At 63.1% G+C, this 22,052-nt stretch carries 13 protein-coding genes; 4 read left to right on the forward strand and 9 right to left on the reverse strand.

What is annotated here, in order from left to right:
* Positions 1–29: 29 nt before the first annotated feature.
* From LMTR13_RS35790 to LMTR13_RS35820, 7 genes are all read right to left on the reverse strand, one after another.
* Positions 30–1,013, reverse strand: a complete 984-nt coding sequence (locus LMTR13_RS35790) for an ABC transporter ATP-binding protein (RefSeq protein WP_065731850.1) — start codon at positions 1,011–1,013, stop codon at positions 30–32.
* A 10-nt stretch (positions 1,014–1,023) separates the two neighbouring features.
* Positions 1,024–2,436 (reverse strand): Asp-tRNA(Asn)/Glu-tRNA(Gln) amidotransferase GatCAB subunit A, encoded by a 1,413-nt coding sequence (locus LMTR13_RS35795; protein ID WP_065733246.1) that lies wholly within the window; start codon positions 2,434–2,436, stop codon positions 1,024–1,026.
* Between the two features lie 41 nt (positions 2,437–2,477).
* The gene (locus tag LMTR13_RS35800; protein ID WP_065731851.1) at positions 2,478–2,675 is read right to left on the reverse strand and encodes a hypothetical protein; all 198 of its coding nucleotides are present in this window, start codon (positions 2,673–2,675) and stop codon (positions 2,478–2,480) included.
* On the reverse strand, positions 2,672–3,751 hold the full coding sequence (locus LMTR13_RS35805) for an ABC transporter ATP-binding protein (protein ID WP_065731852.1): 1,080 nt from the start codon (positions 3,749–3,751) through the stop codon (positions 2,672–2,674). Before LMTR13_RS35805 ends, LMTR13_RS35800 begins: the two co-directional genes overlap by 4 nt.
* A 4-nt stretch (positions 3,752–3,755) precedes the next feature.
* Entirely contained in the window at positions 3,756–4,634 is an 879-nt protein-coding gene (locus LMTR13_RS35810) for an ABC transporter permease (RefSeq protein WP_418219821.1), read from the reverse strand.
* Between the two features lie 12 nt (positions 4,635–4,646).
* Positions 4,647–5,600 carry an ABC transporter permease gene (locus LMTR13_RS35815; protein ID WP_065731854.1) on the reverse strand — a complete coding sequence of 318 codons (954 nt, stop codon included), beginning with the start codon at positions 5,598–5,600 and terminating at the stop codon, positions 4,647–4,649.
* A gap of 218 nt (positions 5,601–5,818) precedes the next feature.
* Positions 5,819–7,477, reverse strand: a complete 1,659-nt coding sequence (locus tag LMTR13_RS35820; RefSeq protein ID WP_083219362.1) for an ABC transporter substrate-binding protein — start codon at positions 7,475–7,477, stop codon at positions 5,819–5,821.
* A gap of 204 nt (positions 7,478–7,681) precedes the next feature.
* Between LMTR13_RS35820 and LMTR13_RS35825 the strand changes: the two genes are divergently transcribed.
* Positions 7,682–9,295: an ABC transporter substrate-binding protein gene (locus tag LMTR13_RS35825; protein ID WP_418219741.1), complete on the forward strand. Its 1,614-nt coding sequence runs from the start codon at positions 7,682–7,684 to the stop codon at positions 9,293–9,295.
* Positions 9,296–9,392: 97 nt separating this feature from the next.
* Entirely contained in the window at positions 9,393–10,694 is a 1,302-nt protein-coding gene (locus LMTR13_RS35830; protein WP_065729675.1) for an IS1182 family transposase, read from the forward strand.
* Positions 10,695–10,907: 213 nt separating this feature from the next.
* Here the strand turns inward: LMTR13_RS35830 and LMTR13_RS35835 are convergent, their stop codons facing one another.
* Together LMTR13_RS35835 and LMTR13_RS35840 are read right to left on the reverse strand one after the other, a co-directional pair.
* Positions 10,908–13,136, reverse strand: coding sequence for a CHASE2 domain-containing protein (locus LMTR13_RS35835; RefSeq protein ID WP_065731856.1), 2,229 nt, complete (start codon positions 13,134–13,136; stop codon positions 10,908–10,910).
* A gap of 91 nt (positions 13,137–13,227) precedes the next feature.
* Complete coding sequence (locus LMTR13_RS35840; protein WP_065731857.1) at positions 13,228–18,096, reverse strand: VCBS domain-containing protein; 4,869 nt, start codon at positions 18,094–18,096, stop codon at positions 13,228–13,230.
* Between the two features lie 679 nt (positions 18,097–18,775).
* Between LMTR13_RS35840 and LMTR13_RS35845 the strand changes: the two genes are divergently transcribed.
* Entirely contained in the window at positions 18,776–19,579 is an 804-nt protein-coding gene (locus LMTR13_RS35845) for a transglutaminase-like cysteine peptidase (RefSeq protein ID WP_065731858.1), read from the forward strand.
* Positions 19,580–19,827: 248 nt separating this feature from the next.
* A complete protein-coding gene (locus LMTR13_RS35850; protein WP_065731859.1) occupies positions 19,828–22,008 on the forward strand; it encodes a PQQ-dependent dehydrogenase, methanol/ethanol family in 2,181 nt (726 codons plus the stop codon).
* Positions 22,009–22,052: the final 44 nt, after the last annotated feature.

The following is a 22,052-nucleotide window of genomic DNA, read 5'->3' on the forward strand; positions in this document are numbered from 1 at the left end:
ACGCGTCACTTCAGCTTGCGGCGGAAATTTCAACTTGCGGCGGAAATTTCAACCGGCCCCGCCAGCACACATCGCGCCGTTCGATCTGCCGAGACCTGCACATTCGGCGGCAATTGTTCGCTGCAGCGCGGCTGCGCGACCGTGCAACGCGGCGCGAATGAGCAACTGACGGGCGCCTTGTCGAGCGAGGGCGGCGTGCCCGGGATGGTCTCCAGCCGCTGGCCGCGCTTGGCGCCGTGGACGGTCGAGGCCAATAGCCCCTTGGCATAGGGATGCACGGGGGTGCGGACGATGTCGCGCAAGCGGCCCTGCTCCACGATCTGGCCGGCATACATGACCGCGACGCGGTCGCAGATTTCGATCGCGACGCCGATATCGTGGGTCACGAAAATCACGGACATGCCGAACTCGCGCTGCAGTTCGCGGAGCAGCAGCAGGATCTGGATTTGCACGGTGGCATCCAGCGCCGTGGTCGGCTCGTCCGCCAAAAGGATTTTCGGCTTGCAGGCCAGCGCCAGCGCGATCATCGCGCGCTGCCGCATGCCGCCGCTCATTTCGTGCGGATAGGCTTCGAGGCGGCGCTTGGCGGAGGGAATTCGCACCACCTCCAGCATGTCGAGCGCGCGCGCCATCGCCTCCTTCTGGCTCTTGCCTTCGTGGCGCATCACGCTTTCGGCGATCTGATGGCCGATCGTATAGACCGGATCGAGCGCCAGCGCCGGCTCTTGAAAGATCATGGAGACGGTCTGGCCACGAAACGCCGAAAGCTCCTCGTCGTTCATCGCCAGCACGTCGCGTCCCAACACCTTCACGGTGCCCGAAATCTGCGTCCGCTTCTTCGGCAACAACCGCATCAGGGCGCGCAGGGTCACGCTTTTTCCCGAACCGGATTCGCCGAGCAGGCCGAGCACCTCGCCCTCGCCAAGCGAGAGCGAGATGTCGTTGACGGCATGAACCGTGCGCTCGCCGGTGAAGCGGATATTGAGGTCGCGGATTTCGACGAGGTTGCTCATGCCGCCATACTCATGCCAACTTGGGTATCTGTTGGTGATAGTCCGTAGAACGCTGGAACGCTGCGCCGATCCGCACCAGCCCGGCCTCATCGAAGGGGCGGCCGATCAACTGCATGCCGACCGGCAGGCCCTTTTTGGTGAAGCCTGCGGGCATCGAGAGCGACGGCAAGCCGAGATAGTTGATCGGGCGGGTGAAGCGCGTGATGCGCTGGATCACAGCCTCCGCCTCCAGGCTGTTGCCGACATCGCTCTCGGTAATCGTCGCCGCCGGCATCGGCGCGACCGGCGCGATCACGGCATCTGTGCCTTCCACCGCCGCGAGGTAGGCGGCAAGCGCCGGACCGCGCCAGCGCATCGCTTCGAGATAGGTCACGGCCGGAATCGCGAGCCCGTTCTGCAGCCGCATCAACACCTGGCCGCCGTAATCCTGCGGGCGCTCGATCATCCAGCGCTTGTGGAACGCAGCCGCTTCGGTGGCTAGCACGATCTGGCAGGCAGCGGTGAGCTGGCGCTGGTCCGGCAATTCGACCTTGACGATCTCGGCGCCTTCTTTCTTGAGGGTGGCAATGGTCTCGTCGAGCACCCGCGCCACCTCGGGATCGAGGTCGTCGACATAGAAGGCGGTCGGCACGCCGATCTTCAGCCCCTTGAGCGAGGCTTTGGTGGCCGCCATGTAGTCCGGCACCGGTCGCGTCGACGCGGTCGGGTCCTCGGGATCGGCGCCCGCCATCAGTCCCACCAGCAGCGCGCAGTCTTCGACCGTTTGCGCGAGCGGCCCCACCGTATCGAGCGATTGCGACAGCGGCATTGCTCCGGCGCGGCTGATCAGGCCGACCGTGGTCTTGAAACCGGTGACGCCGCAGAAATGCGCGGGCATCCGGATCGAGCCGCCGGTATCCGATCCCAGCGCCGCAAAGGTCAGCCGCGCCGCGACGGCCGAGCCAGAGCCGGACGACGAGCCGCCGGTAATGTGATCGACGTTCCAGGGATTACGCACCGCGCCGTAATGCACGTTATGGCCGGTCGGACCATAGGCGAACTCGACCATCTGCAGCGAGCCGAGCCTGACGGAGCCGGCGTCCTTCAGGCGCTGCAGCGCGGTCGAGGTTGTCGTCGCGACGAAATCGCGCCGGATTTTAGAGCCGCAGGTGACGACCTTGCCGGCCTCGTAATACATGTCCTTGTGCGCCATCGGGACGCCGTGCAGCGGGCCCAAATTCTTGCCCTTGGCGAGCGCCGCGTCGGCGGCGTCAGCGGCAGCGAGTGCCTCCTCCGTCTCGATCGCCATAAACGCGTTGACGCGCGGCTGCCAGTGCGCGATCCGGTCGAGACAGGATTGCGTCACCTCGCGCGAGGAAAATTTCCTCTCCGCAATCGCCTTGGCGACCGACACCAGCGACATCAACGCCGGCTCGCTGCTCACTTGTGCGGCGCTCCCTGTTCGGGGGCTCGCTTGCGTGGTGCTCATTTCGACACCTTCGCATTCTGAACCAGAAGGAAAGACGCGGGCTCCAAATCGAACGGCAGCGTGCCGGCGACCGCCGCAAAGCCGTCGAAAGCCGGGCCGATGGAATTGGCGATACGCGCGGAAACTTCCGAATCCTGCGGTACGCCCGCGATTTCGGTGAGGACCTTGACCTCTTTGGGACCGGGTTTTGTCATGCTGCGTTTGCTCCCATGTCATTTTTCTTGGCAGGCGCGCGGCTGTGCCCTGAGCCCGGAATGGCCATGTAGCACGCCGCTTGATGGCCCATTGTATCTAGATCCGAGAGTTTTGGCGTCGCATTTGCGCAGAGCGGCTCCGCAAACGGACAGCGGGTGTGAAACCGGCAGCCTGACGGCGGATCGATCGGATTGGGCGGATCGCCCGAGATCGGCGGCGTCTCCGTGCGGTTGTCCGGATCGGACGACGGCATGGCCGCCAGGAGCGCCCGCGTATAGGGATGCGCTGGCGCATCCCAGACCTTGTCGACCGGGCCGAGCTCGACCACCTCGCCGAGATACATCACCAGCACGCGGTCCGAGATGTAGCGCACCACGTTAAGGTCGTGGCTGATGAACAGATAGGTCAGGCCGAATTCGCGCTTCAGATCAGCCAGCAGATTGAGCACCTGGGCTTCGACCGACTTGTCGAGCGCGGACACCGCTTCATCGAGGATCACCAGCCGCGGCGACAGTGCCAGCGCCCGAGCGATGTTGACGCGCTGGCGCTGGCCGCCGGAAATCTCGTGCGGGTAGCGGTTGGCGAAGGTTTCGGGCCGCAGGCCCACCTTGCCGAGCAGCTCGCGCGCCAGCGTGCGCGCCGCGGCATCGGCCATGCCGTGAACTTTTGGGCCGAACGCGATCGATTCCTCGATGGTCAAGCGCGGATTGAGCGAGGCGTAGCTGTCCTGAAACACCATCTGCATGCCGCGGCGTAATTCGCGCAGCGAGAGCGCGCGGCCGACCTGCATGCCGTCATAGACGATGTCGCCGGCATCGCGCTTCATCAGATGCATCAACAATCGTGCGGTGGTCGACTTTCCGCAGCCGGATTCGCCGACGATGCCGACGGTTTCGCCCTTGGCGATGGAGAAAGAAACATCATCGACCGCGCGCACGGTTTTACGAGGGCTGAACAGATCGCCCCGCACCGGGAAGTGCTTGGTGAGGCCAACGACCTGCAGCAGCGGTTGCGCCGCGCCGCCGACGTCCTCGACCTGTTCCAGATGATCGACTGACGGGCTTGTCTCATTCATCGCGTCAGTTCCTGATATCCATGGCGCTGCGCATGCCGTCGCTGAGCAGATTGAAGCAGATCGACACCGCAAAGATCATCACGCCCGGCAGCGCCGCCACCCAGGGATTGATATAGATCGCCGTGCGCAGCGTGTTCAGCATCAAGCCCCACTCCGGCTCCGGCGGCTTTGTACCCAGACCAAGGAACGACAGGCCGGCAGCGAGGATCATTGACACCGAGATCAGTCCGGTGGCGTAAACGAAGATCGGCCCGAGCACGTTGCCCAGCATGTGCACGCGCATGATGGTGAAGGGGCCGGCGCCGGAGGCGCGCGCGGCCTCGACGAAATCCATGTTGCGCACGCCGGTGGTGACGCTCTCGGCGACGCGGGTGATCTGCGGCACGAACACGATGGTCAGCGAAACGATCGAGTTGACGATGCCGGCCCCCAGCGCACCCGAGATCGCGATCGCCAGCAACACCGACGGAAAGGCGTAGAATACATCGATCGTGCGCATGATCGCGGTGTTGAGCCGGCCGCCGACATAGCCGGCAACGAGGCCGAGCGAGGTGCCGATCACGAAGGCGAAGATCACCGGCAGGATGCCGATGATCAGCGACAGCCGTCCGCCATAGATCAGCCGCGCCAGCATGTCACGGCCGAGCTCGTCAGTGCCAAGCGGATAGTTCGGCGTGCCGATGTGGCGGAGCCTGCGGATCATCGAGCCCTGGTAGGGGTCGGCGAGACCGAGCCATGGCGCGAGCAGCGCCGAGGCGAAGATCAGCACCAGCACGAAAGCGCAGGCCATGCTGACCTTATCGCGGGCGATGCGGCGGCCGACGGTAGCCCAATAGCCGCGCGCCTTGGTCGCGGGTGCAGCTTGCAGGGCGGTATCCGACATCACGGTCATAAATCAGCCCCGCTTGATGCGCGGATCGATCGCGGCTTGCGCGATATCGACCAGAAGATTGAGAGCGACGAAGAACAGCGCCAGGACCAGGATCGTGCCCTGCAACAGCGGCAGGTCGCGCTGGAAGATCGCGGAATTGAGCAGCAGGCCCGAGCCCGGCCAGGAGAATACGGTCTCGATCAGGATCGAGCCGCCGAGCATATAACCCAGTTGCAAGCCCATCACCGCGAGCGCCGTCGGCGCGGCGTTCTTGATGACATGGCGGAACACATCCAGTTCACGCAGGCCCTTGGCGCGCAACGCTTCGACGAAATCCTGGGAAAGAATGTCGCCGGTCAGCGCGCGCACCGTGCGGGTGACGATGCCCATCGGAATCACCGAGGTCGTGATCGCCGGAAGGATGAGATATTTCATGTGCTCCCAGTCCCAGCCCCAGGCGCCGGAGCCGCCGGGACCGGCGCCGACCGCGGGCAGCCAGTTGAGCTGCACCGAGAAGATGATGACCATCACCATACCGAGCCAGTAATGCGGCACCGAGACGCCGGCAATCGCGATCGAGGTCGCGACCTTGTCGATCCAGGTATCTCGAAAGTAGCCGGCGATCAGGCCGAACATCAGCCCGAGCGTGAAACCGATCAGGGCTGCGGCAATCGCGAGCGTCACGGTGTTGCCTACCGCACGCAACACTTCCGTCAGCACCGGGCGGCCGGTGGCGATCGAGCTGCCGAGATCGCCATGGAGCGCGCGCCATAGCCACAAGCCGAACTGCACGGGCAGCGGCCGGTCGAAGCCGTAGGCGGTGCGCAGTTGCGCCGCGAGTTCCTGCGACGCATCCGCCGGCAATACCGCGACCAGGGGATCGCCGGGCGTGATGTGCACGAGCAGGAAGCATACCAGCGCAACGCTGATCACGATCGGAATGACGTAGACGATACGTCGGGCAATATAGGCGAACACGAGTCACTTTCTTCTTCCCTTCTCCCCTTGTGAGAGAAGGTGGCGCGGACTTTAGTCCGCGCCGGATGAGGAGTTCCTTCCGCGGACGCAGACGTTGCAGACGAGAGAGGCATGTCCGCGGAGAGAACCCCTCACCCGTCTCGAATGAGCTCCGCTCATTCGATCCACCCTCTCCCACAAGGGGAGAGGGGGAAGCTCGCACTTTGCCTGATACTTCCTTACGGCGCCATCGACACCGGGGAGAAGTCGACGAACCAGCTCTTCGGCTGCACGAAGCCCTTCACCTTCGGGCTCATGGCGCGTGGGGAGACGTCGTGGGCGACGTAGAGGAACGCCGCATCGTCCACCGAGGCCGCATGCAGTTCAGCGAGCGCCGCGTCACGCGCGGCGGGGTCGAAGGTCTGGCGCGCCTTGGTCACCAACTCGTCGAATTTGGGGTTGTTGATGAAGCCCCAATTGTTCGAGACGGGAGGTGCCATCGACGACTGCAGGAAGCGCACCAGCGCGAAGAACGGGTCCATCGCCGCATAGGTCACGTTAGTAGCGTTGGCGCCGTTGGCCGTCGGATCCTTGGCACCGCGGCGCCAGTTGGTGAACAGCGTGTTCCACTCGATGACGTCGAGCTGGACGTCGAAGTAGCATTCCGCCAATGCCTGCTGCAGATACTCGTTCATCGGCAAGGGCTGCATCTGGCCCGATCCCGACGCGGACGTCTGGGTCTTCACCGTCAGCTTCTTGTTCGGGCCGTAGCCTGCCTCTTGCATCAGCTTCTGGGCGGCCTTCAGGTCATATTTGATCTCGAAGGTCGGTTTTCCGCGCCAGGGATGGCCGGGCTCGAAGGTGCCGGTGGCCGGCACCATCAGGCCGGCCAGCAGGCCCTCCTTGAGGCCTTCACGATCGATGCAGAGATTGGCGGCCTTGCGGACGCGGATGTCGTTCCAGGGCGAGCCCTCGATACGGGAGAACTGCCACGGCCAGACATGCGGCGATTCATTGGCCTGGAGCTGGAAGCCACGCGCCTTGATCTCCTTGACTGCGTCGGGTGCCGGGGCCTCGACCCAATCGACCTGTCCGGACAGCAATGCTGCGGTGCGGGCATTGGCTTCCGGCATCGGCAGCAGCACCATCCGGTCGACCTTGGGCACCCGGCCCTTGTCCCAATAACCTTCGTTCTTGACGAGTTCGAGCCGCTCGCGCGGCGTGAACTTCGACATCTTCCAGGGGCCGGTGCCCGACGCGTCCCTGGCGAACGCGGCCCAGGCGGCCTGCGACTTTGCCTTGGCGTCGGCGCCTTCAGCCTTGTCATAGAAGGCCTTCCACTTGGCAGGGCTCGCCATGAAAAGGTTGGTCAGGTTGATCGGCAGAAAGCTGTCCGGCTCCTTGGTGGTCAACTCCACCGTCATGTCGTCGATCTTGCGCGCCGAGGCCAAGGTCGGCATGCGCGAGGCGGTGACGCCGACCTGGCTGGCGTCGAAATGCGGCGCATCCTGCTTTAGCACTTTCTCGACGTTCCAGACCACGGCGTCGGCATTGAAGTCGCTGCCGTCATGGAATTTGACGCCGGGACGCAGCTTGAAGGTCCATTTCTTCTTGTCGGCGTCGTCAACCTTCCACTCGGTCGCGAGGCCCGGAATCATGACGCTTGCTTTGTCGCGGGACGAGAGGTCCCACATCGTCAGGCCGTCATACATGGTCAGCCCGGTGAAGCGGTTGCCCTCAAAACCCTGATCGGGCTGGCCGAGCGTGCGCGGAATATCGGCAGCCGTCATGCCGATCCGCAGCACCGTTTCGGCGCTCGCGAGTTGCGGCAGTCCGACTACCAGCGCCGTTGCCAGCAACCACGCGGTGGCCGCCTTCTTCGATCTATCGTTACGCATATGCAGCAATCCCCTTTTCAACGCCTGGTGACTAATTCTTATGCAGCCGTATGCAACGCCTGTGCCAAACGGCACGCTTCCGTCCGGGCCATGCGTTTGACCGCACAACTCCTTGTGAAGCGCGCATGCAAGTCATGTCGGATGCCCAAGCTGGCACCAAGCTTGCATTTTTAGCTCCAAACCCTGCCCGATGGAGCTTAATTCATGTGCACCCGAAATTCGATGCTTCTTGCTGCCGCAACTCTGGCCGCGGGTTTGGCTCTTGGCATCCCCACGATTTCGGCGCAGGCCGAGACCATTGTGCGCTACGGCATTTCGATGGCGGACATCCCGCTGACCACGGGCCAGCCCGACCGCGGCGCCGGCGCCTACCAGTTTTCCGCGTATACGATCTACGATCCGCTGGTGGCCTGGGAGATGGACGTGGCTGACCGGCCCGGCAAACTGGTGCCGGGGCTCGCCACCGAATGGAAGGTGGATGAGCAAGACAAGAAGAAATGGCGCTTCTCACTTCGCAAGGGCGTCAAGTTTCACGATGGCAGCGAGTTCAACGCCGACGCGGTGATCTGGAATCTCGACAAGGTGCTCAACGACAAGGCACCGCAATTCGACAAGCGCCAGAGCGCACAGGTGAAGACCCGCCTGCCCTCGGTCGCGAGCTACGCCAAGATCGACGACGCGACCATCGAGATCACGACCAAGGCGGTCGATTCCTTCTTCCCGTACCAGATGCTCTGGTTCCTGGTCTCAAGCCCCGCGCAATATGAAAAGCTCGGCAAGGACTGGGACAAGTTCGCGAGCCAGCCCTCCGGCACCGGGCCGTTCAAACTCACAAAACTGGTGCCGCGCGAACTCGCCGAACTCACGAAGAATCCCGACTACTGGAACAAGAAGCGGCTTCCGAAGGCCGACAAGATCGTGCTGATCCCGATGCCGGAAGCGCTGACGCGCACCAACGCGCTATTGGCCGGCCAGGTCGACCTGATCGAAACTCCGGCGCCGGACGCGGTGCCGCAGCTCAAATCCGCCGGCATGAAGATCGTCGACAACGTCACGCCGCACGTCTGGAATTATCATTTGAGCGTGTTGCCCGGCTCACCCTGGACCGACATCCGCCTGCGCAAGGCGCTCAACCTCGCGATCGACCGCGAGGCCGTGGTCGGGCTGATGAACGGTCTGGCGAAACCCGCCAAGGGCCAGGTCGACCCGTCGAGCCCGTGGTTCGGCAAGCCAAGCTTTGAACTAAAATACGACGTCACCGCGGCGAAGAAGCTGGTCCAGGAGGCCGGTTATTCGAAGGAAAAGCCGCTGAAGACGACCTTCGTCATCGCGCAGGGAGGCACCGGGCAGATGCTGTCGCTGCCGATGAACGAATTCCTGCAGCAGAGTTTCAAGGAAATCGGCATCGAGATCGACTTCAAGGTGGTCGAACTCGAGACACTATACACGGCGTGGCGCAAGGGCGCGGCTGACGAGATGAACGCCGGCATCACGTCGAACAACATCGCCTATGTCACCTCGGACCCGCTTTACGCGATAGTCCGCTTCTTCCACTCCGGCCAGATCGCGCCAGTCGGTGTCAACTGGGGTGGCTACAGAAGTACGAAAGTCGACGCGCTGATCGACGAGGCCAAGCAGACGTTTGACGTCGCCAAACAGGACGAGCTATTGGCGCAGGCGCACGCGCAAATTGTCGATGACGCCACGCTGGTCTGGGTGGTGCACGACACCAACCCGCACGCGCTGTCGCCCAAGGTGAAAAAATTCGTGCAGGCGCAGCACTGGTTCCAGGATTTGACGCAGATCGGGCTGGAGTGAAGGAATCTACCCGTCGTCCCTGCTTTCGAGCCTGTGAGGGAATAGGATTGAGCAGCCGGTTGCGCTGTGATTCACTGGCATCGAACGGGGTTATTCGATGACCAGTGACGCACGGTTTATTCGGGCTGATCGGACGCAGACGCAGTGGGACTTTGTGGATTTGGAAGCTCTGGTTCCGAGCGACCATCGCGCCCGTATTGTGGTGAGTTTTGTGGAGAGCTTGGACCTTTCGCGGCTTTACGAGGCGATCAAGGCCCGTGAAGGGGAACCTGGACGCCCGCCGCCGGATCCGGCGGTTCTGTTGGCGCTTTGGCTCTATGCGACGATCGAAGGAGTAGGTTCGGCTCGGCAACTTGAACGGCTTGCACGGCATGATCCGGCGTACCGCTGGATCGCCGGTGGGGTACCGCTCAACTACCACGGGCTTGCGGACTTCCGGGTTGCGCATGTGGAGGTTCTCGATCGGCTCCTGACGGAGAGCGTGACGGCGTTGATTGCCGAAGGGGTGGTGTCGCTGGCCGAGATTGCGGTGGACGGCACCAAGGTTCGAGCGAATGCCAGCCGTGAATCGTTCAAGAGCGGCAGCAGGCTTGATCGTATTGAGGCTGCCGTGGAGCGGCGGCTTGCGGCGCTCAAGGCGGAAACCGAAAGCGATCCGGAGGCGTCTTCGCGCCGCAAGCGGGCGGCGCAGGAGCGAGGGTCTCGGGAAGTGAAGGAAAGCGCTGCACGCGCGCGGGCAGCGCTTGAGCGGATGCGAGCGGAGAAGGCGAAACGAGAAAAGACCCATGCCAAGGACGAGGCGAAGAAGTCTGAGCCGAAAGTCTCGCTGAGTGATCCGCAGGCGCGCTCGATGCGCTTTCCGGACGGGGCCATTCGTCCGGCCTATAATGCACAGATCGCGGTGGTGCCCCGGCCAGGCATCATTGTCGCAGTAGAGATGACGGATCGGCGCAACGATGCCGGCTTGGCGATGCCGATGGTGGATCAGTTGGTGAAGCGCTACGGCAAAGCACCACAGACGCTTCTCATCGACACCCGTTACGCGACTGCCGAGGACATCGCCACTCTGTCGGAGCACGCCGCCGGACCGGTGAAGGTCTATACGCCGCCACCTTCAGACCGTCAGGATGTCAAACCCGAGACGCTTGTCAGGCGGACCAGAGAGCGGGCCCGCGAGCCTGACAGTGTCAAAGAGTGGCGCAGTCGGATGGCGACGCAGGCTGGCACCGACGTGTACGCACGGCGCAAGCTCATCGAGCGGATCAACGCCAACCTCAAAAACCACGGCTTCGGCTTCATTCCGGTGCGTGGCCTGATCAAGGCCGCGGCAGTGGCGCTCTGGCATGCGCTCGCCAATAACCTGCTGGCAGCGCACCGCCTGCGAGGCAGACCCACGTGACCAGAGTTCACCGGAGAGAGCCAGTGAGGTAACCGCATCAACCGATCGGCCCACCAAACGCCGCCGCGATATCGGTGGCGGCAACCATCCCCCATTAAGCTCAATTCCTTCACAGGCTCGAACGCAGGGACCCATAACCACAGGATCCAGTTGGAGAGAAGCAACTGGCTCCAGCGAAAACGGCGAGATCACGCGGTATGGGACGACAGCGGATTATTTCGTCAGCAGCGCGAAGGCGCCGTTCCAGTCCTCCGGCGGCGGATTTTCGAGATAGCCGCGGATGCGCGCTTCGTAGAGATTGTAGAGCAGCTCCAAAGAATTTGCCTCGTCGGTCTTGCGGCCGCGCGCGATGGCTGCGAGCGCGCCATCCCAGTCGCGGCTGCGGTAGCAGGCGAGCATCTCGATCGTTAGATTCCGCAGACGCTGGAAGCGGCCGGACTGCATCGTGTCCTCGCGGCCGGCGATGGCGTAGATCACCTCCGGCTCCTTCTTGCCCTTCACCATGATGAAGTCGAGCTCGAGAATGGCGAACCTGTCCTTGACCGCCAGCGCGGTCCTGGAGCCGACGATGATCGGGAAGCCGTATTCCTTGGATTGTCCTTCGAGGCGCGAGGCGAGGTTGACGCTGTCGCCGAACACCGAATAGTCGAAGCGCTGGTCGGAACCCATGTTGCCAACCACGCAGATGCCGGTGTTCAGCCCGATGCCGGCATTGAGCGGAATGAACGGGCGCCCCTCTTGCTTGGCCTCCTGCTCGCGCGCCTGGTTGAGCTCGTCGACGCGCTCCAGCATGTCGAGTGCCGCTTCGCAGGCGTTGAGCTCGTGATGCTTATCGTCCAGCGGCGCGTTCCAGAACGCCATGATGGCGTCGCCCATGTATTTGTCGATGGTGCCCTTGCGGTCGAGGATAGCGTTGGTCAACGGGGTCAGGAAGCGGTTCATCAGCGCCGTGAGCCCCTGCGGATCGTTCTTGTAGGTTTCCGAGATCGAGGTGAAGCCGCGCATGTCGGAGAACATGATGGTCATCTCGCGCTCCTCGCCGCCGAGCACCAGCTTTTCCGGCGACTGCGCGAGCTGCTCGACCAGGGCCGGCGACAGATATTGCCCGAAGGCGGAACGAATCTGCCGGCGCTGCGCCTGCTCGCGCACGAAGGCGGAAAAGATCAGCGTGAGGTAAATCGCCGTGGTCGACATCAGCGGATAGGTGAAGTCGATCAGCAGGCGGTGCTGGGCGTAGAAATACGCCGATGTTCCGACCAGCACGGATGCAAACGCTCCCCCGACAATGACCAGCGAGGCCGGACCGAACAGGGGTGCGAACGCGATCACCAGAAGCCCGAACAACATCGCTGCTGCGAATTCAACGCCGATGCCATAGTTCGGCTGCGAGATCACCGCGCCGGTCAGCGCGCTTTCGAGCACTTGGGCGTGGATTTCGACCCCGGGCATGGCGCGGGATACCGGCGTGGTCTTGATGTCGTTGAGGCCGACCGCGGAGGTCCCGATCAGCACCAGCTTGCCCGCGATCATGTCGGGGGCGACGTTTTTCTCCAGCACGTTGATCGCGGGGACATAGATTGAGGCATCGTTGCGGGCATAATGCACCCAGAGCTGGCCGTTATGGTCGGTCGGGATCTGGACGCCCTTGATGCCGAGGCTCTTGATGCCGGCCTTCTCCGCCTTGATCAGGATGGTCCCGGACCCCGTGGCCACCCGAAGCATCTCGAAGGTCAGCGAGGGCATGGTCTGGCCCTGCGCGAGCATGATCATCGGCACCCGCCGGACAATGCCGTCGCGTTCGGGCCTGATGGTGAACAGACCGCGCCCGGCGGCGGCATGCTCCAGCACCGGAACGTTGCGAAGAAGGCCGGGAAATTCGAACATGAAGCGCTGCGGCTCCTCGCCCAGCATCGCGAGCCCGGTGACCGGCAGCGTCTTGTCGAGGGCCGTGATTTCCTCCGGCAGGCCGGATTCGCCGAGCACGACACGCGACATCCGGATGGCGTCGGCGAAGATCTGGTCGTTGCTCGGCAGCGCGCGCAGCCTGGCGCGAGTTTCCTCGTCGAGATTGCGGAAAGTGTCCGCCGCCAGGGCAGGGTTGAGACGGTCGGGCTCCGGGAACACCGCGTCGAAAGCAATCACGACCGCGCCGAGCTGGGTTAGTTCGGTGATGAGGTCAGCAAGCCGGGTGCGCGGCCACGGCCACTGCCCGAGCTTCTCGAGGCTCTTGTCGTCGATGTCGACGATGGTGACCGGCCGGGCCGTCTTCTTGCGCGGATCGATGCGCTGGAAGGCGTCAAAGGTTCTGACGCGGATTTCCTCGACCGGCGCCGGATCGGCAACTCGAAGCATGGCGAACCCGATCAGCAGCACAAGGCACAGCAGCCGGGCATAGCCGATGCGCCGGTTGAACCATCTCAGTAGGGCCCGTAGTCGCTTCATGGCTTTCGATTGTTCGCCAACTGGCGGCGCCAGACAAGCCAGAAGATGGCACCGGCATCAAGGATGCTACCGCGAATGGCGAAGGGCCATACTAGTGATGCGGCGAGACGATGAAGTCGCTCGCATGCAGGCTGGTGACCGCGACCCGCTTGAGAGTGATGGTGTCGCCGTGATCGAGCGTGATCAGCGTGTCCGCGGCATCTGCCGGGCTCGCCGTCGCATGGGCGCTAAGCCACGTCTCGATATTGGACGAATCCACCTCGGAGAACGCGCGCAGATCGATATAATCTTCGCCCGGTTCGAAGTCGGTGATCTCATCGGCGCTCGGGTCGTATTGGTCTTCTGGCGCAAACACAAACTGATCGGCCTTGGCGTTGCCGGTCAGCGTGTCGTTGCCCTCAGTTGCGAAAATGACGTCCTTTTCGTCCGTGCCTACGAGCGTGGCGCCATTCCATCCGGATTGCTGGAACACGAAATTCAGGATGTCGCTGCGGCCATTGGCGTCCGTTGCGGTCACCGTGACGATGTCGTTCAGCTTGGTATCGCCGTTGTAGTCCATCGGTGTGTAAATGATGCCGTTGGCAAACTGGGCATTGATTTCCGAAACGTTGCCCGCATCCACCGAGGAAAGCGTACCGTGCAAAGCGCTCGCCGTGACCGTCACGTCCGAGTCCTGGTCGTCATCAGACAACTTGATATCAAACACGGTGGTGGTAACTGCGGCGTCGTCGTTCTCTACAACCCTGATGCTTTCGGCGCTCAGGACGGGGGCCTCATTGGCTTCGGCCTCGACTTCGACCTTGGCGGTGAAATAGGCCGAATCCTGTGCGCCATTGGCGGCGCCGCCGCCATCCTGCAGCGTGAAGGTCACGGTGCGCTCGCCGGCGACCGCGTCCGCCTTGGCGTTCGAGAACTCGATCGCCTGCGCCAGCGCGACCACGGCCGCATTGTTGGCACTGCTGTTCAGCGTCACCTTCAGGCTGTTGATGGCGTAATCCGAAAGCGTTCCGACAACCTTGGCGCTGGCGGGACCGGCCGCCCCGTCGGCGTCGTACAGGATATCGGTGCCGCTGACCGAAATGACATCGCCGTTCGCGATGGCGAGCGTGTCGCCCTGGTTTCCGCCATCCGTCACCGTCGCCGTGAACGATCCGCCGGAGTAATTGCTGCTGTCGACGTCGCTGGCCAGGACGCTGCCGGCCAGGGCGACCGCCGCGTCGCCTGCTTGGTAGGTCGGCGCGAGATCGGCGCCGGTGAATACCGGGGCGTCGTTGGTGCCGGTGATGGTGACGACAAAGGTCTGCGGCATCACGCCGCCATGGCCATCGTCGATCGCAACCGTATAGGTCAGCGTCAATTGCTCGCCGGCAGCCAGATAATCGAAAGCGGTCGAGCCGGCCGAGAACGACAGATCGACAGAGCCGGATGACGAACCTGCATCCTTGGTCACCGCACCGGGCGTTACCAGCGCGATCAGCGCGGCGGCGTCGAGTGCAAGACCCGTGGTGTCACCGGACGCCACCACGCCGGTAATAGCAGCGGTGTGCCCGACATCGGTCAGATCAACATCGGTAAAGGTGACCGGGATCGTCGCCGTCAGCGGCGCAGTATCGGTCTGCTCTGTCAGATCCCGCTGCGCAATATCGGCGATGACAGGCGCGTCGTCGGTACCGGAAACGGTGACCACGAAAGTCTTCGGCGTCACACCGCCGTCGCCGTCGTCGATCGCAACCGTATAGGTCAGAGTCAGGACTTCGCCCTTCGCCAGATAGTCGAAGGCGGTCGAGGCCGCGGAGAAGCCGAGACTCACGGATCCGGATGACGAGCCGGCAGCCTTGGTCACCGCGCCGGGCGTCACCAGAGCGATCAGCGCTGACGTGTTGAGCGCAAGGCCCGACGTGGTGCCGGACGCCACCGCGCCAGTGATGGTTGCGGTGTGGCCGACGTCCGACAGGTCGAGATCGGTGAATGTAACGGGAATCGTCGTCGTCAGCGGCGCGGTATCGGTCGGTTCGGTGAGGCTCTGCTGCTCTATATCGGCGATTTCAGGCGCGTCGTTGCTGCCATTGACGGTGACGACGATATCCTGCCAGGTGACGCCGCCATGATGGTCGTCGATCTTCACCGTGTAGGTCAGCGTGACCGCCTCGCCATTGGCGAGGTAATCGAAATGGCTGTCCGGCGCCGAGAACGACCAGCTCTTCGAGCCCTGCACGCCATCGGTGGAATCGGTCAACGGCCCCAGCGCCAGCCAACTTAGCTGGACCGTTCCGTTGGCAAGGCCGGTCATCACGCCGGAGGCGCTGACGCCGGTGATCTTGACCTCGTGGGTGTCGGTCAGGTCGGCATCGGTGAACGTGATCGCGCCGCTGGCGGTATCCAGTGTCGCTGAATTGTAGGTGTCGGCACGTTCGGCGATGGTCGCGGTCTGCGGATCGCTGGTGATATCGGCCGTATCGTTGCTGCCGGTGACGGTGACGGTGAACGGCTTTGTCACTACGCCGCCATGGCCATCATCGACCGTGGCCGTATAGGTCAGCGCCAGGATTTCGCCGTCGGCGAGGAAATCGAACGCCCCGTCGGCTGCGCTGTAACTCCAGCTTGCCGAACCGTTGTTGGTATTGCCGTTCGCCTGCACCACCGTCAGCGGCACGTCGACAGCCGCGATCACGGCGAGCTGGGCTGCAGTGAGAGATGATGTGATGTCTGTGAGAACGGCGTTCTTGTAGGTGAAAGACGTGAATGCCGCGCTCGCCACCGGACGATCTGTCAGGTCGACGTCGGTGAAATTGATCGTGCCGGATACCGTATGTAGCGCCGGGGATCCGGTCGGATTCGGCTGGCTGGGATTCACCAGCTCGGGGAACGCGGCGCTCGTCACCTCGATAGTCGGAACGTCGTTCGTCCCGGAGACGGCGACATCGGCGCCGTCGATCGAGACCGTGATCGACGTCGAAATGACGCCGCCATGGCCGTCATCGACCTGGGCGACGTAGTTGAGCACCAGCGTCTCGCCCTCGGCGATAAAGTCGAACTTGCTGTCCTCGATGCTGTAGGTCCAGGTCGCCGTGCCGTTGTTGGTGTTTCCGGCCCCCTGCACCACGCTGAGCGGCACCTCGACGGCCAGGATCGCCGCCAACTGTTCCGACGTCAGCGTCGCGGTGACGTCGTTGCCCTGTGCGTCGTAATAGCGGAACGGATCGGTGGTGGAGATCGCCACGCTGACGACGGGACGGTCGGTCAGGTCTACATCGCCGAAGGTAATGGTACCGGACACGGTATCGATCACCGTATTGCCGGTGCCGACCCGCTCCGTGATCTCGCCGCCGGTCGCAGAGATCGTTGGCTTGTCGTTGGTGCCGGTGACGACGATCGTAAACGGCACGAACGCCGTCTCGTTGTTCGGCGCGTAGTTGTTGTCGACCCGCGCCATGTACGTCAGCTTCAGCGTCTCGCCGGCGGCGAGGAAGTCGAACGCGCCGTCGGCGATGTTGTAAGTCCAGGTCGCTGTGCCGAAATTCTTGCCGTTGGGGTCTTGCACCACGACCAGCGGCACTTCGACCGCTTCGATCGCAGCCAATTGCTGCGCCGTCAGCGTGGCGGTGACGTCGGTGCCCTGCGCGTTCTGATAGACGAAGGAAGAAAACTGCGTACTGACGCTCGGAGTGTCGCCGGGATTGATGTCGATGTAGTTGACGACACCGGAGACGCTGTCGAGCGCGGAGCTCGCGGTCACATCGATCCGTTCGGTAACCGCGCCGCCGTGCGCCGCGGCCTGCGGCGGCCCCGGAATATGCACGAGCCTGGGGGGCGGCCCCGGATCCGCGGAGGGAGTAGCCCCGCTCGGGATGTTGAGTAGCTGAAGCGTCACGGGAATGAACTCCCCGCCGGCCAGCTTGACGAACAACGTTTCCGGAACGATCGAGTCGGTAAAATTGTTGGTGAGCTTGGTGTTCGGGTTGTTCAGGTCGGTAAATTTCAGCGAGAACACGTCGCTGATGATCTTCTGCGCGTCGGGCGATAGCTGCACCGACGATTGGAAGCTGACCGTGCCCTGGCCGCTGACGATCGTCTGCGTTCCCGCCTGGTTGACGGTCGCGATCGGCGTCAGCGTAGTCTTGTCGAACAGGATGTAGGAACCGGTAGTGCCGTCGGGCTCGACCAGCACCTGGAATTTCGCCGGCGGAGCACCGCCCTGGCCCGGCACCTCGAAATCGATCTCGACCAGCACTGCGGTGCCGCGGATACCCATGGTCGCGACCGGGGTATCGACCTTCATGTCGCCCTTCTTGGCGGTGGCGCCGGCGACGAACGAGATCGTGCCCTGTACCAAGCTGAGCAGCGACTTGTTGTCCGACCCGTTGGGGTCGTAAACCATTTCGTTCAGCACCATCCTGGCGTTCGACGCGAGACCGAACACGGAGCCATCGATGAAGGTGATGCCCAGCGTCGAGTCGGAGCCGGACTGGACGACGTCGCCCTTGTGGACGGTGTCGCCCTGGTTCAGGACGATCGAGACGCCGTTGCGGATCGCAGTGGCATTTCCCGTCAGCTTGGTGACATGCCCAATGATGGCCGGCGCGACGCTGGCGCTGCCATCGGCCTGCGCGAACTGGGTGTGCCCGCTCAGCGCATTGACGATGTCGCCGGTGAGATGGGCGCCGTCGGGCGAGGCCAGGGCGGCGCGCTTCTCGCCCTTGAAGTAATCGCGCAGCACGACCTCGCGGTCGCCATGGCTGAGGATCAGGTCGACGCCCGATCGCTTGAAGTCGCCGCTGAAGAGCAGATGAGCATCAGCAATAATGATGGCGTCGGACGGCGCATGTGTCGAAACCTTGTCGACATGGAACTGGCCGGGAGACGAAAGATGGCCGTGCGGTGACAGCAGAGGTCCAAGGCCAATGTCCGCGCCGGAAAAAGGGTCGAAGTTGCCCGATCCGAATTTGCCGGCGTAATTCAATGGGACACCAATTTAAATGGTTAAGAAGTATGAAATTTCCCCGCGGGTTTTCATACCACGCAGGTAGGGAACACAAAAGTACGCGCGCTGCGAACCCCCTCGATATGGGGTAAGTCTGCAACAGGACCGAAAAGGTCCGGAAAAGTGTCGGGCGAGAGTGTGGCGAGGAAAAGGCGGGAACCGGCTCGGACCGATCGAAAAATGGGCACGACCTACCCAAGCCATAAAGATAAGTAGTCATAATACGTTATCTCTGCCGCAGCGCAGCGAATGCCGCCTCCTGAGGAAAGCAACAGTCCCCTTAAGCCTGATCCCGCGCGGATACAGTCGAAGCCGTCATCCCTTTCAGGCGCCCGGGACAGATTGTAAATCGCGCACCGCGATCCCGTGGGTAAGGTTAATTCGGGGACCTGTGACCCTTTCGCAACTGTAAACTTTTGCGCCGTGTCTGCGTCCGTTTCGGATAGCCGCGCGGGCCTTGATGAGCGCCGATCTGAGTGGATCGATAAAATCCTCTGCAAACCGGCAAGGCCGCGTGCACGCTGGTTCGCAAACTTCCGATAGGCCTCCCCTCGTTTTAAACGGATCAAAAGCGCCGTTGCCCATCCTGCCCGTTCTGAAATGATCTGGGCACGAGCAGGCAGAACAAGCCCGCCGATGCCCGGACCAGGGGTGTCAGATGGGGTTGTCAGTCTACGCGCGCGCCTGGCGCGTGTGCATCGTTGCGTGCGGTCTGGCCTGGTTCGGGCCGGCCGGCCTGCGGGCCGAGACGGCGGAGCCGTCGGCGGCCACCGAGCAGGTCCAGCGATCGGCCGAGCCGTTCGGGCTCGCTGCGTCTTCCCTCGCCGGCGGCGGGCTGCACGACAAATGGCTTGGCGTACAACGCCGGCTCGACGACGAAATGGTGCAGCTTGCGCTCTGCGAAGGCGACCGCGACGGCTGCGTGTCGCCGGCCGCGCTCAAATTCCTCGACATCGTCGATACCGCGCGCTTGCGCGAAGGCCGCGCGCGGCTCGGCGAAATCAACCGCGCCATCAATCTCGCCATCCGGCCGATGAGCGACCTCGCCCAGCACGGCCAGATCGACGTTTGGACGCCGCCGCTCGCAACACTCGCGCGCGGCGGCGGCGACTGCGAGGATTATGCGATTGCGAAATTCATAGCCCTGCGCCGCGCCGGCCTCGCGCCCGGCGATCTCAGGATCGTGGTTCTGCACGATACCATCCACGGCGAGGACCATGCGGTGGCTGCCGCGCGGCTGGAGGGGCGCTGGCTGACGCTCGATAACCGCCGCATGGCGATGGTCGAGGACGTCGACGTCAGAAACTTTCGGCCGACATTCGTGATCGGCCAGCACGGCGTGATGCGATATGCCGATGCTCCGCTGCTCGCCGACGCCTCGGGCAGCACGCTTGCGGCTCAGCTTGTCGTGAGCTCTCTCGCCGCTCCGCCGACCGGTCATTCGAACGTGCCAACTGACTGACGGCGCGCAATTGTTGCGCGGCGACGGCAGACAACAATCTGCTTTCCTTACCTGATCTTCCCTGCCTCACAGGCAATGCTGCGCTGCAGCCGGTATGCCGGCTTGCATTCGTTGGGTCAAAGCCCTCGCTCAAAACATGCGACACAAATTTTCTCTTTTTTGTTTCGCGCATCGCGTTCATTGACGCGATCCTTCTCATCGGCATAGCATTCCACCAGATCCGCTAGAGATCACTGGGAGGGAATGAGATGACACGTTTGCCGCGCGTTGATTCCGCTTGCCTTTTATTTCCTGAAATTGCCGTTACTTCCCGTCGGCCGGCGCGCCTTGCGCAGGCCGCGATCGCAATCGGGCTGGGCCTGACGCTGGGCTGCAGCGCAGCCCTTGCGCAGACACCCGCCAAGGGATCGCCCGAGCACATCAAGGCGGTTACCTCGGCGGTCGACGGCGCTTCGATCAAGGCCAACACCGCGACCTCGAACGACTGGCCGACCATCGGCCTCGACTACGCCGAGACGCGCTTTTCCAAGCTCAACCAGATCAACGCCGACAACGTGAAGAAGCTCGGCCTGGTCTGGACTTATCCGCTGGAATCCTCCCGCGGCGTCGAGGCGACGCCGGTCGTTGTCGACGGCGTCATGTACCAGACCGCATCCTGGAGCGTGGTGCACGCCATCGATGCCCGCACCGGCAAGCGGCTCTGGACGTACGATCCGAAGGTCGACCGCACGAAGGGCTACAAAGGCTGCTGCGACGTCGTCAATCGCGGCGTTGCGCTCTGGAAAGGCAAGGTGTTCGTCGGCGTCTATGACGGGCGGCTGATCGCGCTCGATGCCGTAACCGGCAAGGTGGTCTGGGAAAGGAATACCGTCGACAACAAGGAATTTTCCTACACCATCACCGGCGCGCCGCGCGTGTTCAACGGCAAGGTCGTGATCGGCAATGGCGGCGCGGAATACGGCGCCCGCGGCTACATTACCGCCTACGACGCAGAGACCGGCAACCAGGCGTGGCGGTGGTACACCGTGCCCGGCGATCCCTCGAAGCCGTTCGAAGATGAATCGATGGCGCGCGCGGCCTCGACCTGGGATCCTTCCGGCAAATACTGGGTCTACGGCGGCGGCGGCACCGTCTGGGACACCATCACCTTCGATCCCGACCTGAACCTCGTTTATATCGGCACCGGCAACGGTTCGCCCTGGAATCGTCACGTCCGCAGCCCCGGCGGCGGCGACAATCTGTATCTGTCGTCGCTGGTGGCCTTGAACGCCGACACCGGACAGTATGTCTGGCACTATCAGGAAAATCCCGGCGATCATTGGGATTACACGGCCACCCAGCCGATGATCCTGGCCGACCTCACCATTGATGGCGCACCGCGTAAAGTCATCCTGCATGCGCCGAAGAACGGCTTCTTCTTCGTCGTCGACCGCACGAATGGCAAGTTTATCTCGGCGAAGAACTTCGTCGATGTGAACTGGGCGACGGGTTACGATGCCAATGGCCGCCCGATCGAAGTGCCGCAGGCGCGCGGCAAGGAGCCGTACGACAGCATCCCGGGTCCGTACGGCGCCCATAACTGGCATCCGATGTCGTTCAATCCGCAGACCGGGCTCGTCTATCTGCCGGCGCAGAACATTCCGGTGAACCTCACTCCGGAAAAGTCAGTGAAATTCAACGTGCAGGAGCCCGGCAAGTTTGCTTCCGCGGCTGGCTGGAACTTAGGCTTCATGCTCAATGCGACGCCGCCGAAGAGCCCGCCGTTCGGCCGGCTGCTAGCCTGGGATCCGGTAAAGCAGAAGGAAGCCTGGCGCGCGGAATATGTGGCGCCGTGGAACGGCGGCACGCTCACCACCGCGGGTAACCTGGTTTTCCAGGGCACCGCGGACGGCCGCTTCATCGCCTATAACGCCACGACGGGCGAAAAACTCTGGGAGACGCCGGTCGGTACCGGCGTGGTTGCGGCCGCCTCGACCTACCTGATCGACGGCAAGCAGTATGTCTCGATCGCGGTCGGCTGGGGCGGCGTGTTCGGGATTGCCGCGCGAGCCACCGAACTGCAGAGCCCCGGCACGGTCTATACCTTCGCGATCGATGGCAAAGCGCCACCGCCGGCCTTCGTGAAGTACCAGACCGAAGGTCTGCTCGCCGGCGTCAAGTACGATCCCAAGGACGTGCCCGAAGGCACTGCACTCTACGTCACCGCCTGCGCCCAGTGTCATGGCGTGCCCGGCGTCGACAAGGGCGGCAATGTCAGGAATCTCGGCTATGTCTCCAAGGAGACCATCGAGAACCTGAGGAACTTCGTGTTCAAGGGCCCGTTCCACGATCAGGGCATGCCCGATTTCACCGGCAAGCTGACCGAAGCCGATGTGGTGAAGATACAGGCCTTCATCCAGGGCACGGCGGACGCGATAAGACCGAAGTGACGAAGTCCGACCGCAAAAGTAGTGGCGATCGTCATTGCGAGCCA

It is taken from the genome of Bradyrhizobium icense (genome assembly GCF_001693385.1).
GTDB lineage: Bacteria > Pseudomonadota > Alphaproteobacteria > Rhizobiales > Xanthobacteraceae > Bradyrhizobium > Bradyrhizobium icense.

What these genes read in the sequence shown, in the direction of transcription:
- LMTR13_RS35845 (WP_065731858.1), top strand. Translation starts at nt 18,776, where the DNA reads ATGGGGTTGTCAGTCTACGCGCGCGCCTGGCGCGTGTGCATCGTTGCG.
- LMTR13_RS35805 (WP_065731852.1), bottom strand. Translation starts at nt 3,751, where the DNA reads ATGAATGAGACAAGCCCGTCAGTCGATCATCTGGAACAGGTCGAGGAC.
- LMTR13_RS35810 (WP_418219821.1), bottom strand. Translation starts at nt 4,634, where the DNA reads ATGTCGGATACCGCCCTGCAAGCTGCACCCGCGACCAAGGCGCGCGGC.
- LMTR13_RS35835 (WP_065731856.1), bottom strand. Translation starts at nt 13,136, where the DNA reads ATGAAGCGACTACGGGCCCTACTGAGATGGTTCAACCGGCGCATCGGC.
- LMTR13_RS35830 (WP_065729675.1), top strand. Translation starts at nt 9,393, where the DNA reads ATGACCAGTGACGCACGGTTTATTCGGGCTGATCGGACGCAGACGCAG.
- LMTR13_RS35820 (WP_083219362.1), bottom strand. Translation starts at nt 7,477, where the DNA reads ATGCGTAACGATAGATCGAAGAAGGCGGCCACCGCGTGGTTGCTGGCA.
- LMTR13_RS35850 (WP_065731859.1), top strand. Translation starts at nt 19,828, where the DNA reads ATGACACGTTTGCCGCGCGTTGATTCCGCTTGCCTTTTATTTCCTGAA.
- LMTR13_RS35790 (WP_065731850.1), bottom strand. Translation starts at nt 1,013, where the DNA reads ATGAGCAACCTCGTCGAAATCCGCGACCTCAATATCCGCTTCACCGGC.
- LMTR13_RS35800 (WP_065731851.1), bottom strand. Translation starts at nt 2,675, where the DNA reads ATGACAAAACCCGGTCCCAAAGAGGTCAAGGTCCTCACCGAAATCGCG.
- LMTR13_RS35825 (WP_418219741.1), top strand. Translation starts at nt 7,682, where the DNA reads ATGTGCACCCGAAATTCGATGCTTCTTGCTGCCGCAACTCTGGCCGCG.